Source organism: Sodalis sp. RH14, from assembly GCF_047324285.1.
Taxonomy (GTDB): Bacteria; Pseudomonadota; Gammaproteobacteria; order Enterobacterales; family Enterobacteriaceae; genus Acerihabitans.
On record NZ_CP178739.1, the window covers coordinates 5,137,276 to 5,152,885 of the forward strand.

At 58.9% G+C, this 15,610-nt stretch carries 15 protein-coding genes; 9 read left to right on the top strand and 6 right to left on the bottom strand.

Going from position 1 to position 15,610, the window contains the following annotated elements:
* Positions 1-67: 67 nt before the first annotated feature.
* From rng to csrD, 6 genes are all read right to left on the bottom strand, one after another.
* Positions 68-1,537 (bottom strand): ribonuclease G, encoded by a 1,470-nt coding sequence (gene rng, locus ACL2XQ_RS23375; protein WP_410013322.1) that lies wholly within the window; start codon positions 1,535-1,537, stop codon positions 68-70.
* Complete coding sequence (locus ACL2XQ_RS23380; protein WP_413721545.1) at positions 1,527-2,120, bottom strand: Maf family protein; 594 nt, start codon at positions 2,118-2,120, stop codon at positions 1,527-1,529. The genes rng and ACL2XQ_RS23380 overlap by 11 nt, the downstream gene beginning before the upstream one ends.
* Before the next feature lie 8 nt (positions 2,121-2,128).
* Entirely contained in the window at positions 2,129-2,617 is a 489-nt protein-coding gene (mreD, locus tag ACL2XQ_RS23385; protein WP_410013320.1) for a rod shape-determining protein MreD, read from the bottom strand.
* Positions 2,614-3,864, bottom strand: coding sequence for a rod shape-determining protein MreC (mreC, locus tag ACL2XQ_RS23390; protein WP_410013319.1), 1,251 nt, complete (start codon positions 3,862-3,864; stop codon positions 2,614-2,616). Before mreC ends, mreD begins: the two co-directional genes overlap by 4 nt.
* A 94-nt stretch (positions 3,865-3,958) precedes the next feature.
* Positions 3,959-5,002, bottom strand: coding sequence for a rod shape-determining protein MreB (gene mreB, locus ACL2XQ_RS23395; RefSeq protein WP_004385136.1), 1,044 nt, complete (start codon positions 5,000-5,002; stop codon positions 3,959-3,961).
* A 395-nt stretch (positions 5,003-5,397) separates the two neighbouring features.
* Positions 5,398-7,332: an RNase E specificity factor CsrD gene (csrD, locus tag ACL2XQ_RS23400; protein WP_413739761.1), complete on the bottom strand. Its 1,935-nt coding sequence runs from the start codon at positions 7,330-7,332 to the stop codon at positions 5,398-5,400.
* Between the two features lie 204 nt (positions 7,333-7,536).
* Here csrD and msrP point away from each other — a divergent pair, with 204 nt between their 5' ends.
* The 9 genes from msrP (at position 7,537) to dusB (ending at position 15,610) form a co-directional block, all read left to right on the top strand.
* Positions 7,537-8,541, top strand: coding sequence for a protein-methionine-sulfoxide reductase catalytic subunit MsrP (msrP, locus tag ACL2XQ_RS23405; RefSeq protein ID WP_410013317.1), 1,005 nt, complete (start codon positions 7,537-7,539; stop codon positions 8,539-8,541).
* Positions 8,542-9,141 carry a protein-methionine-sulfoxide reductase heme-binding subunit MsrQ gene (gene msrQ, locus ACL2XQ_RS23410; RefSeq protein WP_410013316.1) on the top strand — a complete coding sequence of 200 codons (600 nt, stop codon included), beginning with the start codon at positions 8,542-8,544 and terminating at the stop codon, positions 9,139-9,141. It abuts the gene before it with no gap.
* A 241-nt stretch (positions 9,142-9,382) separates the two neighbouring features.
* On the top strand, positions 9,383-9,835 hold the full coding sequence (gene aroQ, locus ACL2XQ_RS23415) for a type II 3-dehydroquinate dehydratase (RefSeq protein WP_413721548.1): 453 nt from the start codon (positions 9,383-9,385) through the stop codon (positions 9,833-9,835).
* A gap of 21 nt (positions 9,836-9,856) precedes the next feature.
* Complete coding sequence (gene accB / locus ACL2XQ_RS23420; RefSeq protein ID WP_413739762.1) at positions 9,857-10,321, top strand: acetyl-CoA carboxylase biotin carboxyl carrier protein; 465 nt, start codon at positions 9,857-9,859, stop codon at positions 10,319-10,321.
* An 11-nt stretch (positions 10,322-10,332) separates the two neighbouring features.
* Positions 10,333-11,682, top strand: coding sequence for an acetyl-CoA carboxylase biotin carboxylase subunit (accC, locus tag ACL2XQ_RS23425; protein ID WP_410013313.1), 1,350 nt, complete (start codon positions 10,333-10,335; stop codon positions 11,680-11,682).
* Between the two features lie 131 nt (positions 11,683-11,813).
* Complete coding sequence (locus ACL2XQ_RS23430) at positions 11,814-12,056, top strand: YhdT family protein (protein WP_413727609.1); 243 nt, start codon at positions 11,814-11,816, stop codon at positions 12,054-12,056.
* Positions 12,046-13,491, top strand: a complete 1,446-nt coding sequence (gene panF / locus ACL2XQ_RS23435; protein ID WP_410016720.1) for a sodium/pantothenate symporter — start codon at positions 12,046-12,048, stop codon at positions 13,489-13,491. The genes ACL2XQ_RS23430 and panF overlap by 11 nt, the downstream gene beginning before the upstream one ends.
* A gap of 21 nt (positions 13,492-13,512) precedes the next feature.
* Entirely contained in the window at positions 13,513-14,394 is an 882-nt protein-coding gene (prmA, locus tag ACL2XQ_RS23440) for a 50S ribosomal protein L11 methyltransferase (protein WP_413721549.1), read from the top strand.
* A 250-nt stretch (positions 14,395-14,644) separates the two neighbouring features.
* Positions 14,645-15,610 carry a tRNA dihydrouridine synthase DusB gene (gene dusB / locus ACL2XQ_RS23445; RefSeq protein WP_410013310.1) on the top strand — a complete coding sequence of 322 codons (966 nt, stop codon included), beginning with the start codon at positions 14,645-14,647 and terminating at the stop codon, positions 15,608-15,610.

The following is a 15,610-nucleotide window of genomic DNA, read 5'->3' on the forward strand; positions in this document are numbered from 1 at the left end:
TACGGCAAGTATTTATTTTTATCTCCTGCCCGCGTGTCATGCTCTACGCCGGGCCTGAATCCTCTGGCTACATCATCACGACGTCGAACTGCTCCTGACTGTAGAGCGGTTCGATCTGCACCTTAACCTGCTTGCCGACAAAAATCTCCACCTCCGCCAGCGCATGGGATTCGTCGCTTTTCAGCGCTTCGCCCACCGCCGCCGAGGCGTATACCAAAAAACGGTCGGATTCGTAGGCATGGTGCACCCGCACGATCTCGCGCATAATTTCATAACAAACGGTCTCAATGGTTTTCACCGTGCCGCGGCCATGACAAGTAGGACACTCGCTGCACAGCACATGTTCAATACTTTCACGGGTGCGTTTGCGGGTCATCTCCACCAGGCCGAGCTGGGAGAAGCCGTTGATGCCGGTTTTTACCCGATCCTTGCTCAGCGCCTGCTCCAGCGAATGCAATACCCGCCGCCGGTGTTCTTCATTAACCATATCGATAAAATCGATGATAATAATGCCGCCCAGGTTACGCAACCGCAGTTGGCGGGCAATGGCCTGGGTGGCCTCGATATTGGTGTTGAAGATGGTTTCATCCAGGTTCCGGTGGCCGACAAACGCGCCGGTATTAATATCAATGGTGGTCATCGCCTCGGTCTGGTCGATGATCAGATATCCCCCCGATTTCAGCTCGACTTTACGTTCCAGTGAGCGCTGGATTTCGTTTTCCACGTCATAAAGATCAAAGATAGGCTGTTTGCCGTTGTAATGCTCGAGCTTGTGGGTCATCTCCGGAATATATTCACCGGTAAACTCCACCAGCAGATCAAAGGTCAGGCGGGAGTCCACCCGGATGCGATCCAGCGCGGCGCCGGCAAAATCGCGCAAGATGCGCTGCGCCAGCGCCAGCTCGCCGTAAAGCATATATTTGCTCTGGTTACGGCGTTTGCGCTCCATGACCTTGGTCCACAGGCGTTTGAGAAAAGCGGCATCCTGGGCCAGTTCCTCTTCGCCGATGCCTTCCGCCGCGGTGCGGATAATAAACCCGCCGTGCTCATCGCAGTAATCCGCCACGGTGCGCTTAAGGCGCTCGCGCTCTTCCTCGCTATCGATGCGTTGGGATACGCCGACATGGGACGCCCCGGGCATAAACACCAGGTAACGCGAGGGCAGCGTAATGTCGGTGGTCAGGCGCGCGCCTTTGGTGCCCAACGGATCCTTGACCACCTGTACAATGATGTCCTGTCCTTGCCTGACCAGTTCGGCAATATCGCGCACATGGAAGTTTTTCTGCTCTTCGCCGGCGACGCATTCGGTATGCGGCATGATATCGGACGCATGCAAAAACGCCGCCTTATCCAGGCCGATATCGATAAACGCCGCCTGCATGCCCGGCAGTACGCGGCTGACCCGGCCTTTATAGATATTACCAACAATACCCCGCCGGGCCTCGCGTTCAATGTGGATTTCCTGCAAAATGCCGCCGTCGATATAAGCGACCCGCGTCTCGGAAGGCGTGATATTAACCAGTAATTCAGCAGCCATGTTGTCCTCTCAGACTACGTAAAGCAATAAACTGGCAAAGCAATTCAGAGGTTTCCACCAGCGGCAAACCCACCACGCCGTGATAGCTTCCATTGATAGCCCTGACAAAAACCCCGCCCAATCCCTGGATGCCGTAAGCCCCGGCTTTATCCATGGGTTCACCGGAGGCAATATAGCGATGAATCTCCTGCGGCGACAACAGGCGGAATGTGACTTCGGTCACGACGCTGAGGCAAAGCTGATGCCCGGCGTCGGCAAAAGCGATCGCCGTCATCACCTGGTGGCATTGTCCCGAGAGGGCCGTTAACATCTCGGCGGCATGGGCGCCGTCGCGCGGTTTTTCCAGGATGCGGCCATCCAGCACCACGATGGTATCCGCTCCCAGCACCGGACGCGGTTCAGGAGCTATCGCCACGCCGGCCAACGCTTTTTCCAGCGCCAGCCGGCGCACATATTCCGGCGCCTTCTCCCCCGCGCGGCGCAGTTCCGCCACCGGGGCGCAGAGCACGTCGAACGGCACGTCCAGCAATGTGAGCAATTCCCTGCGCCTGGGTGAGCCGGAAGCCAGATATATCGCGGTCATAACAGCCCCTATTGCACGGAAAACTGGCGGCGCACTTTACGCATCAGTAAAAACAGCCACGGCCATAACACGCCGTCCACGACGCTGCTCCAGAAAATTTCCGGCCTGAATGAAATATTGATCACCAGGAACTCAGCCCAGAACACGATGACATGCATGGTCAATGATAGCATTACCACGATCAGCGACTGCTGCCATAGGGCCATATTCCTAAACAACTGGAATTTGAAGACCACCAGGTAGGCCAGGATGCTTAACGCCAGCGCCCTGACGCCCAGGATGGAACCCAGGATGAGATCCATGATAAGCCCCAGCACGAAGCCGGTGCCGACATTAACCCGGTGTGGTATCGCCATCACCCAGTAAATCAGCACCAGGCTGAGCCAGGAGGGCCTGAACAGGTAAAGCTGCTCGGGCCACGGCATGATTTGCAATACGATGGCGAGAAGAAATGAGAGCCAGATGACCCAGGTGCCGTTGCGGCGATAACGGTTCATTGCCGGGACCCGGAAAACGGATTCACCGCCGGCGTGGACCGCCCTGAAGCCGGCGCCGTATGGCCGGCTGCCGGCGCGTTGCCGGCGGGGGACGTCGGGTTGGCGTCCGGCGCGCTGCCGGCGGGGGCCGTACGGCTGGATGCCGGCGCAGCGCTATCCGCCGCGGTGCGATTGCCCGCCGGCGCGGCGCGACCCGTCGCCGCGTGATTGGCCGGCGACGCATTGCCGGCCGGTGCCGCGCGGGAGGTCCCCGCCCTGGCATCCGCCGCCGGAGCAGCGGCGGCGGGCGCCGCGGCCGGTGCGCTTGCCGGCGCTTCCGGCCCCATGATGCTATCCTGGGACGGCAGCACCTGCGGCATCATCTGCATCAGGCGTTCATTGGCCACCCGATGGACCTCCGCCGGCGGCAGCGGCACCTCGCCCCGGGGGTCGGCTCCCCATAACAACAGCAAATAGCGCAGCCGCTGCAATTGGGCGGTCGGCCTGGCCTGGATCACGGTGTAGGCACGCTGGGTATCGACCTTAACCGACGACACCACGCCCACCGGATATCCTTCGGGGAAACGGCCGCCAAGACCGGAGGTCACCAGCACATCGCCGACGCGGATATCGGTGTTGCCCGGTAAATGCTCCAGCTGCAGATCTTCGGTGCAGCCGTTGCCGGCCACGATGACCCGGATATCGTTGCGTAAGACCTGGATGGGCAAGGCATGGGACGCATCGCAAATCAGCAACACCCGGCTGGTCATTTTGCCGGCGGCCACTACCTGGCCGACCACGCCTTTGTCGCTGATGACCGGCTGGCCGACATAAACGCCGCTGTCCAGACCTTTATCGATCACCACCTGGTCGCTGTAAGGATCGGTACTGGTGGAGATAACCTGGGTGACCATCTTCTGCTCATCCTGGCGCAGGGGCGAACCGAGCAGCTCGCGCAGACGCGCGTTCTCCTGCCGGAATTGCCCCAGCAGCAGCTGTTCGCTGTTCCTGAGCAGCAGTTCCTGGCGCAGGGTATGGTTCTCCTGCTCGAGCTGTCCGCGCGACGCCAGCGTTTCCGACACGTTGTCCAGCATCTTGCGCGGACCATTGGCCAGGAAATAGAACGGGCTGACGGCGGTATCCATGTATGTGCGTATCTGCACAAAGGTCCCGAGCCGGCTGTCGGCGATAATAATGGCGATAGCCACCATCACGGCCAGGAACAGTCGGAGTTGCAGAGAAGGTCCCCTGCTAAAAATCGGCTTCATAAGCTATGCATTTTCCTCAACAAAAAAGGGGGGCGCCGACCAGGATGAGAAATCTCAGCGTTCACCCGGGTGGTTCCCCCCTTTTCGAGGCAGGTTATTCTTCGCTGAACAAATCACCGCCGTGCATATCGATCATCTCCAGCGCCTTGCCGCCGCCACGGGCGACGCAGGTGAGGGGATCTTCCGCCACCACCACGGGTATGCCGGTCTCTTCCATCAGCAGACGGTCGAGATTGCGCAGCAACGCGCCGCCGCCGGTCAGGACCATGCCGCGCTCGGAGATATCGGAGGCCAGCTCGGGCGGGCACTGTTCCAGCGCCACCATGACCGCGCTCACGATGCCGGTTAACGGCTCCTGCAGCGCTTCAAGGATTTCATTGGAGTTCAGGGTAAAGCCCCGGGGCACGCCCTCGGCCAGATTACGGCCGCGGACTTCGATTTCCCTGACTTCATCGCCAGGATAAGCGGATCCAATTTCATGCTTGATGCGTTCGGCGGTGGCTTCGCCAATCAATGAGCCGTAATTGCGGCGCACATAATTAATAATAGCCTCATCGAAGCGATCGCCGCCAATACGCACGGAAGAAGAATAAACCACCCCGTTCAGGGAGATCACCGCCACTTCCGTGGTGCCGCCGCCGATATCCACCACCATGGAGCCGGTGGCTTCTGACACCGGCAGCCCGGCGCCGATGGCGGCGGCCATGGGTTCCTCAATCAGGAATACTTCGCGCGCCCCCGCCCCTTGGGCCGATTCACGGATCGCGCGGCGTTCCACCTGGGTGGCGCCGACCGGGACGCAAACCAGCACCCGCGGACTCGGGCGCATGAAGCTGTTGCTGTGAACCTGTTTGATGAAGTGCTGCAGCATTTTTTCGGTGACGAAGAAATCCGCGATGACGCCGTCCTTCATCGGACGAATCGCCGCGATATTGCCGGGTGTGCGACCCAGCATCTGTTTGGCTTCATGGCCGACGGCGGCGACGCTTTTCGGCGAGCCGGCGCGATCCTGACGAATCGCGACGACGGAAGGTTCGTTCAGGACAATGCCCTGTCCTTTTACATAAATCAGGGTATTGGCTGTACCCAGGTCGATGGACAAGTCGTTGGAAAACATGCCACGAAATTTTTTAAACATAACTGAAGGATAATCCTGCAAGCTGGGGCGAAAGATAAAATCCGCCTACTTTACCAACCACGAGAAGCAGCGACAAGGCGCAATAACGCGCTGCTTCAATGAAAATACGTCCTCGTTAACATTCCCACACACCGAAGAAATCCCTGACGCGGTTTTTAGTCAGATGAAATGCGAGATTACTTCCGGCGCCGGTGTCGGCACTTATCGCTCTGCCTGCCGTATACGGGCGGACGCGCCGGCGGCGTGGCCACTGATAAACGGCAAAGGAGCGACAGATTGGCAACCGCAGGCAGAAAATCTGGCAGTGCACCTGATTCCAGGTAATGTAAGTACCTACTAACCAATTAGGTTAATGGGCGTATTGTACGTTAATTTTTCACGAACTTTTATACTATTCACGCATCCTGGCGTGAATATTTTTTTACCATCTCGTCCAGAGGCACTATCGGGGCAAAAAAGTCCCCTTGTCCCCCTGCGACCGCGTTATCCACCAGCGTTTGCCATTCCAGTTGGGTCCTTACGCCGGTGGCGAAAACCTGGGTCGCGGTGCCGACGCAGGCTTCGGGCAGGCTCTGGATGAACAGCTGGTTTTCAGCACGGCGATCGATTTCCCTTGCCAGGCCTGGATGCAGCTTGATGAGAGATATCGTCACCGCGCTGATATAGGCGGTACTCACCACCGTCAGCCCCGCCTGTACCACGCTTAGACGACAGCCCAGCGCGTCCAGCAAGCGTAACACCGGACGCAACCGCACCAAGTGTTGACAAAGATCGGCCTCCACAAGTTCAAACATAATTTGCCGACGCTGTGTTTTTTCGCATTGCATCAGCGTATTGCGCAGCCACAGCCGGAAGTCGCGTTGCAGCAGCGAGTCAACGCTCAGGGTTATCGCCAGCACCCGTTCCGGCAATTGCGCCAGCAGGGGCAGGATACGGGTCAGCTGCTGCCGGTCGTAGCGCTCCATCAGTCCAAGGCGGCGCAGCATCGGCATAAATTCGGCGGCGGCCAACGCCTGGCCGCCTTCGGGGATACGGTTGATCACCACATGATGATCCAGACGGCCATCGCGCCGGTAGGCCGCGCGGGTAAACAGCTCCGGCCCGCCGCGCGCCAGGGTCTGTTCAAGCAAGGTGCGCCATTTGACATTGCCCCGCACCTGCTCCGGTACCCGCTTGTCGAATACCGACCAGGCGTTGCCGCCCTGCAATTCCGCTTCGCGGGCGGCCTGCTCAGCGGACTCCATCACCTCCACCGCCGTCTGGCCCTGGCGATAGACGCAAATGCCGATATGGAGCACATCGTCGCGGTGATGGCCCGCCACGCCCGGCAGGGTGGCAAGCGCCGCCACCAGTTGCGCCGCCAGCGACTCGGCCTCCTTGAGGGAGCAATGCGGCAGCAGCACCGCCAGATCGCGCCGGAAATAACGCGCCAGCAGCGCGTCGGGATAACGCATCACATAGGTGGCGATCAGCTGTATCAGCGCCTGTATCAGTTCCAGGGCCTGTGTTTTGTCCTGACGCGTTTCCGGCAGCTCGGGATCCGGCGGCCGCAGCATCATCACCACGCCATGCGGCCCCATTTCCTGGCTGTCTTCCAGCTGGAGCGACAGCTGGTTGTCAAAAAACAGCCGGTTGCTCAGCCCGGTCTTGGCATCGCGCGCCGCGAACGCCCGGATCAGGATATCCACCCGGCTACGCTGCTCGCGGGCCTGCGCAAGGTCGCTGAGCAGGCGATCGATGGCGCTGCTGGTCAGCGACGGCGGCTCGCCGGCATTGCCCGACACGCTGTCGCGCTCCCCATGCATAATCCGCCGGGCACGGTATTCCAGGGTTTCCTGCGGCTGGATTTGGCGGCGCAGCCAGCGTAACCCCATCAGCAAAGAGAGCACCATCAGGACGATGGCGATGCTTACCGGCGCGGTCACCGCCAGCGAGCGCACCTCGCTTAACAGCGCCGTGGGATAGGTCAGCCGGACCAGCAAGTCGGGATGATGGGGCAACGCCAGGCTGCGGCGCAGGAAATCGGAGGGAGGATGGCCGCTCTCCGCCAGGCCGGCGGGCAGGTAACGGTTCAGCGTGGTCTCGCCGCGGCGGATTTCCAGCTCGCTGATGCCGCCGCTTTGCAGGGCAAACGGCAGCCAGCGCGCCAGGTCGGCGGGTGATTGGGTCGACAGCGCCTCATCGAGCGCCGCGGCAAGCGCCGCCATTTGCCGATCGGTACGGTGCTCGTTGAGGTAAAAAAAACTTAACGCGCTGCCCGCCAGCATCAATAACATCACCAGCGCGCACAGCAAGGCCACCATAGCGGAAAGTCTGACGAGTAATCGCATCCCTGTGCCCCGGTAAAATATCTGAGGTAAGCCTGACGATATTTTATCGTCAGTACGGACAAAATGACATATTTTCAACCAAAGCGGGCAAAATATCGCCAGCCGACGGGTGGCGTGGAAAAATAGTCGCCGGGACGCGGGAATAAAAAAACGTTTTATACGTCATACTGGCTACAGAGCCTTAATTGCTTAATGGAGACGATTATGACCCGAAACCGCAAACTGCGGGAAGCCGACGTTACCGCCGAGGCCGTGTTTTTCCAGCGGCGTAAGGTGTTGCAAGCGCTAGGCATCACCGCGGCCTCGCTCAGCCTGCCGCTGTCGGCCCGGGCCAACGTATTGTCCTGGTTTAAGGGCGACAAGGCCGCCCCCGCCGCGCCGACGGGCAAGGATCTGTCTTTCAGCCGGCCCGCCGCCTGGCATGCCGATTTGCCGCTGACGCCGTATGATAAAGTCACCGGCTATAATAATTTCTACGAATTCGGCCTGGATAAAGCCGATCCGGCGGCCAACGCCGGCGGCCTGAAAACCGACGGCTGGAAAGTGGTCATCGACGGCGAAGTGGCTAAGCCCATGACGCTTGACATGGACGACATCCTGAAACGTTTTGCGCTGGAAGAACGTATTTACCGGCTGCGCTGCGTGGAGGCCTGGTCAATGGTCGTGCCCTGGACCGGTTTTGAGCTGGGAAAACTGCTTAAGCTGGCGGAGCCCACCAGCCAGGCGCGTTATGTCGCGTTCCAGACTCTGGACGATCCGGAGCAGATGCCGGGAGAAAAAGACCGTTATATCGGCGGCGGCCTGGATTACCCTTATGTGGAGGGGCTGCGGATCGATGAGGCCATGAACCCGCTGGCGCTGATGACGGTCGGCGTTTACGGCAAAACGCTGCCGCCGCAAAACGGCGCGCCCATCCGCCTGATTACCCCCTGGAAATATGGTTTTAAGGGCATCAAATCCATTGTCCATATCCGGCTGACGCGGGAGCAGCCGCCCACCACCTGGAATCTTTCCGCGCCGAACGAGTATGGATTTTACGCTAACGTGAATCCGCATGTGGATCACCCCCGCTGGTCCCAGGCAACGGAAAGGGCTATCGGCGCCGGCGGCATCCTGGATGTAAAACGCCAGCCGACCCTGTTGTTCAACGGCTACGCCGAACAGGTGGCCGGCTTATATCGTGGCCTGGATTTGCGGGAGAATTTCTGAGTGCGGCTTAACCTTAAACACATTTTCTGGCTAAAGGTACTGATTCACCTGGCGGCGTTCCTGCCCCTGGTCTGGCTGGTCTATGCGGTCAGTCAGGGCGATTTCAGCGCCGACCCGGCCAAGGATATCCAGCACTTTACCGGGCGCATGGGGCTAAAACTGTTGCTGGCGTCGCTGTTGATAACCCCGCTGGCCCGGTATGGCCGCCAACCCCTGCTGATCCGCTGCCGCCGTCTTATCGGCCTGTGGTGTTTCGCCTGGGTAAGCCTGCATCTGCTGAGCTATTCTGTGCTTGAACTGGGCATCGACAATCTCGGCCTGCTGGGCCGGGAACTGGTCTCCCGCCCCTACCTGACGCTGGGCATCATCAGCTGGCTGATTTTACTGGCGCTGGCGCTGACCTCCACCCAGCGCGCCCAGCGGCAATTGAAAAGCCGGTGGCAAACGCTGCACAATCTGGTCTATGTGGTGGCGATCCTGGCGCCGATACACTATCTCTGGTCGGTCAAAATTCTCTCGCCCCAGCCGGTGTTGTATGCTCTGGCGGCGGCGGTTCTGTTAGCACTGCGTTACAAAAAATTTCGCGGCTGGTGGCGCTAGCCGCGGAATTTTTTATTTCATTCCCCCGCCAAAATGCGCTATCTTGCACTCCACTTTGGATACCGCGTCCAGCTTATCTTCGCAGATAACGCCAGTATGTTGCTGCGAAAAGTTGCGATATCATTATAATGCTTGACCCTGTTAACACTCTGGCCCGGATTTTTCATCAAAAAGGTGACAAAACGGTTACGGAAGGTTATTTTTTACGGGGCTTCGTTAATTAACCGGAGATAGCGGCACGATGGCGGATAAGTTTCACATTTTGCTCCTCAATGGTCCCAACCTGAATCTGCTCGGGACCCGTGAGCCGGATAAGTATGGCCACACCACGCTCGCCGATATCATCAGCAGCCTTGAAACACAGGCGCAGGCTCTCGGCGTGACGTTAAGCCACCTGCAATCCAATGCGGAACATGTCCTGATAGATCGCATCCATCAGGCCCGCGGTAATACCGATTTTATCGTGATCAATCCCGCGGCGTTTACCCATACCAGCGTAGCGTTGCGCGACGCGCTGTTAGCGGTAAACATCCCATTTATTGAAATTCACTTATCCAATGTGCATGCGCGCGAGCCATTCCGACATCATTCCTATCTCTCCGATATTGCGGTTGGCGTTATCTGCGGCCTCGGCGCCGATGGTTATAATTTTGCTTTTCAGACGGCGGTCAATCGTCTGTCTGCATCCAATTAATTAGAGTATGGAACCCCACTCATGGATATTCGTAAGATCAAGAAGCTGATTGAACTGGTTGAAGAGTCCGGCATTTCAGAGCTGGAAATCTCCGAAGGTGAGGAATCGGTTCGTATCAGCCGTGCTCCGGCCATGCCTGCCTATCCCATGATGCAACAGGCTTATATCCCCGCGGCCCAGCAGCAGGTGGCCCCGGTGGTCGCCGCCGCGCCTGCGGCCGAGCAGGCCGCCGCCGTACCCGCCGCCATGAGCGGCCATTTGGTGCGCTCCCCGATGGTCGGCACGTTTTATCGCACCCCAAGCCCTGACGCGAAACCTTTTATCGAAGTCGGACAAAAGGTCAATGTCGGCGACACGCTGTGCATCGTCGAAGCCATGAAAATGATGAACCAGATAGAGTCCGACAAAGCCGGGGTGGTCAAAGCCATTCTGCTGGACAATGGTCAACCGGTTGAATTCGACGAGCCGCTGGTCGTCATCGAATAACGAGGCGCCACATGCTAGATAAAATTGTTATCGCCAATCGTGGTGAAATTGCGCTGCGTATTTTGCGCGCTTGTAAGGAATTGGGTATTAAGACCGTGGCCGTGCATTCCACGGTGGACCGCGATCTGAAACACGTACTGCTGGCCGATGAAACCATTTGTATCGGGCCCGCGCCTTCGGTAAAAAGCTATCTCAACATCCCGGCGATTATTTCGGCGGCGGAAATTACCGGCTCGGTGGCCATCCATCCCGGGTACGGTTTCCTGTCCGAAAACGCGGATTTTGCCGAGCAGGTTGAACGCTCCGGCTTTATCTTTATCGGGCCGCGCGCCGAAACCATTCGCCTGATGGGCGACAAGGTTTCGGCCATCAGCGCGATGAAAAAAGCCGGCGTGCCTTGCGTGCCCGGTTCCGACGGCCCGGTCGGCGATGATATGGAAAAAAACCGCGCGGTGGCCAAGCGTATCGGTTACCCGGTTATCATCAAGGCCTCGGGCGGCGGCGGCGGGCGCGGCATGCGCGTCGTGCGCGGCGACAACGAGCTGGAATCATCGATCAAAATGACCCGCGCCGAAGCCAAGGCGGCGTTTAACAACGATGTCATTTACATGGAAAAGTACCTGGAAAATCCCCGGCATATCGAGGTCCAGGTATTGGCGGACGGCCAGGGCAACGCCATCTACCTGGCGGAACGCGACTGCTCCATGCAGCGCCGCCACCAGAAAGTGGTGGAGGAAGCGCCCGCGCCGGGCATTACCGAAGCCATGCGCCGCTACATCGGCGAACGCTGTTCCAAGGCGTGCCGGGATATCGGCTATCGCGGCGCCGGCACCTTTGAATTCCTGTATGAGAACGGCGAGTTTTATTTCATTGAGATGAATACCCGCATCCAGGTGGAGCATCCGGTTACCGAAATGATTACCGGCGTGGATCTCATCAAGGAACAGCTACGCATCGCCGCCGGCCAGCCTTTGTCCATCAAGCAGGACGAAGTACGGGTTACGGGGCACGCGGTGGAATGCCGTATCAACGCCGAGGATCCCAACACCTTTATGCCCAGTCCGGGCAAGATCACCCGCTTCCATGCGCCGGGTGGTTTCGGCGTGCGCTGGGAATCGCATATCTACGCGGGCTATACCGTACCGCCGTATTATGATTCCATGATTGGTAAATTGATTTGTTATGGCGAGAACCGCGACGTGGCCATCGCGCGCATGAAAAATGCGCTGGCGGAGCTTATCATCGACGGCATCAAAACCAACATTGATTTGCAGTTGAAAATCATGAACGACGAAAACTTCCAGCACGGCGGCACCAACATCCATTACCTGGAGAAAAAGCTCGGTTTAGTGGAAAAATAACCCGTGCTGCAAAAGGCCGGTTGTCACCGGCCTTTTCCGTTTAAATCCCCTTTAGCACTATGCAAATCGGCTGCATGCCGTAAAATCGCCTTTTTTTCGTTATCACTTATTCATTCCGGTACCAAGACATCATGGATAAACGATTTCTTCAGGCTCACCGCGAAGCCCGGTGGGCGTTTGGCCTGGCGGTGGCCTATCTGATTGCCTGGGTGCTGGCCGCCTACCTGCCCGACGACCGGCAGGGGCTCACCGGCCTGCCCCATTGGTTTGAAATGGCCTGCCTGTGGGTGCCGCTGCTGTTCCTGGCGCTTTGCTGGCTGATGGTGCGCGTTATCTACCGCGATATCCCCCTGGAGGATAATGATGCAAAGTGAGATCCTTTTACCGCTGATTGCCTACCTGGTCCTGGTCTTCGCGCTTTCGTTCTATGCCTACCGCCGCCGCCAGAAAGGCGAGTTCCTGACGGAATATTTCCTCGGCAACCGCTCGATGGGCGGGTTTGTGCTGGCGATGACCCTCACCGCCACCTATATCAGCGCCAGCTCCTTTATCGGCGGGCCGGGCGCGGCCTACAAATATGGACTCGGCTGGGTACTGCTGGCGATGATCCAACTGCCGACGGTCTGGCTGTCTCTGGGTGTGCTCGGCAAGAAATTCGCCATCCTCGCCCGCCGCTACAACGCGGTCACTCTCAACGATATGCTGCTGGCCCGCTATCAAAGCCCGCTGCTGGTATGGCTTGCCAGCATCAGCCTGCTGGTGGCCTTTATCGGCGCCATGACGGTGCAGTTTATCGGCGGCGCGCGCCTGCTGGAAACCGCCGCCGGCATCCCCTACGATACCGGGCTGCTGATTTTCGGCATCAGCATCGCGTTGTATACGTCGTTCGGTGGTTTTCGCGCCAGCGTGCTCAACGACGCTTTCCAGGGACTGGTCATGCTGCTGGGCACTTTTATCCTGCTGTTCAGCGTTATCCACGCCGCGGGCGGCCTGTCCGCAGCGGTGACCAAACTCCAGCACATCCAGCCGGCGCTGGTATCCCCGACAGGCGTCGACCACGTGCTGACGCCGCAGTTTATGTCGTCGTTCTGGATCCTGGTGTGCTTCGGCGTTATCGGCCTGCCCCATACCGCGGTGCGCTGCATTTCGTACCGGGACAGCAAAGCCGTACATCGCGGCATTATTATCGGCACCCTGGTGATCGGCGTGCTGATGCTGGGCATGCACCTTGCCGGCGCCCTGGGCCGGGCGATACTACCCGACCTGACCATTCCCGACCAGGTGATCCCGACGCTGATGATCACCGTCCTGCCGCCGGTGGTGGCCGGCATATTTCTGGCCGCGCCTTTGGCGGCGATCATGTCGACAATCAACGCGCAACTGCTGCAATCCTCGGCGACCATCGTCAAGGATCTCTATCTCAGCCTGCGTCCCGCCCAGGCGGGCAACGAACGCTTGCTGACGCGGATGTCGGGCACGGTCACGCTGGCGCTGGGCCTGTTATTAATGGTGGCCGCCTGGCGCCCGCCGGAGATGATCATCTGGCTCAACCTGCTGGCCTTCGGCGGGCTCGAGGCGGTATTTCTGTGGCCGCTGGTGCTGGGGCTATACTGGGAACGCGCCAACGCGGCCGGGGCCCTGAGCGCGATGATCGCCGGCGGGGTCTGTTACGCCGTGCTCGCCACCCTTGATGTGCATATCGGCGGTTTCCATCCCATTGTGCCCGCCCTGGCGCTGAGCCTGGCGGCGTTCCTGGCGGGCAACTGCCTTCGCCCCGCCGCCCGGCCCGTTGCCCGGCCCGGCCTTTAATTTTTTTATTGGGAGCAACAGATGCCCTGGATTCAAATGAAGATCAACACCACCGGCGCCAACGCCGAGGAACTCAGCGACGCGCTGATGGAATGCGGCGCGGTATCGGTCACCTTTCAGGATACCCACGACAACCCGGTATTCGAGCCGCTGCCGGGCGAGACGCGGTTATGGGGCGATACCGATGTCATAGGCCTTTTTGCGGCCGATATCGACATAGCGGCGCTTATAGACGCCTTATCGGGCCATGCCCTGCTGGGACAGGATTTCCATCCTAAAATCGAGCAGTTGGAAGATAAGGACTGGGAACGCGAATGGATGGATAATTTCCACCCCATGCGCTTTGGCGAACGGCTGTGGATCTGCCCCAGCTGGCGCCCGGTGCCGGACGCCACGGCGGTAAACGTCATGCTCGACCCCGGCCTGGCCTTCGGCACCGGCACCCATCCCACCACCGCCCTTTGCCTGCAATGGCTGGACGGTTTGGACCTGGCGGGTAAAACGGTAATCGATTTTGGCTGCGGTTCCGGCATCCTGGCCATCGCGGCGTTGAAACTGGGCGCGGCGCACGCCATCGGCATCGATATCGATCCGCAGGCCATCCAGGCCAGCCGTGACAACGCCCAACGCAATGCGGTGGGCAATCGGCTCGACCTGTATTTGTCGCATGACAAACCCGACGACCTGAGCGCCGACGTGGTGGTGGCGAATATCCTGGCCGGCCCCCTGCGCGAACTGGCGCCGCTTATCTCCCTCCTGCCGAAACCGGGCGGCTATCTCGGCCTGTCGGGCATCCTGGCAAGCCAGGCGGAAAACGTCAAGGCGGCTTACGCCGACGCGTTTTCGCTCGACCCGGTGGCGGAAAAGGACGAGTGGTGCCGGATAACCGGCCGCCGCCGCTAATCCGGCGGCAAGCGCGTCCCGCCGCGTCGCCGGGGACGGGGCGGGAGCGATTCAGGAAAAAATCGCGACCGCACCAAATATTTTTCAGCTACAACTTTTTGTTTTTATTGTGAAAAATTCGAAAGATGACATGCAAAGAACAATTTCATTGATCTATAGCAGCGGATTGTTCAAAGTTTGGCCTTTCATCTGACGAAAAAAATGCGTAATATACGCGCCCTTGCGGACACAGTATGGTCTCTCTTTGTCTATGCGTATTGGACACCTGCAGCTCGATAATCGCCTGATAGCCGCCCCGATGGCCGGAGTGACAGACCGCCCATTCAGAGCACTCTGTCATGCGATGGGAGCGGGGTTGACCTTTTCCGAGATGCTTTCCTCGAATCCTGAGGTATGGCGCACGGATAAGTCCCGTCTACGTATGGTACATAGTGATGAACCCGGTATCCGGGCCGTGCAGATTGCCGGATGCGATCCTGCTGATATGGCCGCCGCCGCCGTCATTAACGTGGCAAACGGCGCGCAGCTGATTGATATCAACATGGGTTGCCCCGCCAAGAAGGTTAACCGGAAAATGGCGGGCTCCGCCTTGCTGCAGTTTCCGGATCTGGTGAAACAGATCCTGCTGACCGTGGTAAAGGCGGTGGACGTGCCGGTGATGCTGAAAATACGCACGGGCTGGTCGCCGGAACACCGAAATTGTGTAGAAATTGCCCAATTGGCCGAAGATTGTGGTATACAGGCCATCACAATACATGGCCGAACCCGCGCCTGCTTGTTCAACGGCAACGCGGAGTACGACAGTATTCGGGCAGTTAAGCAGTCTGTTACCATTCCGGTTATCGCGAATGGCGACATTACTGACCCGCATAAAGCCAGAGCGGTGCTTGACTACACCGGGGCCGACGCCCTGATGATAGGACGCGCCGCTCAGGGAAGACCCTGGATCTTCCGGGAAATCCAGCATTATCTGGATACGGGGGAGCTGCTGCCGCCGCCGCCGTTAGGCGAGGTGAAGCGTTTGTTGATAGAGCATGTACGGGAACTGCACGACTTTTATGGTCCAGGCAAAGGATTCCGCATTGCTCGTAAGCACGTCTCCTGGTATCTGCAGGAGCATGCCCCCGACAACCAGTTTAGGCGCACATTCAACGCCATTGAGGATGCCGGCGAACAGCTGGAGGCGTTGAAGGCATATTTTGAAAATCTTGCGTAA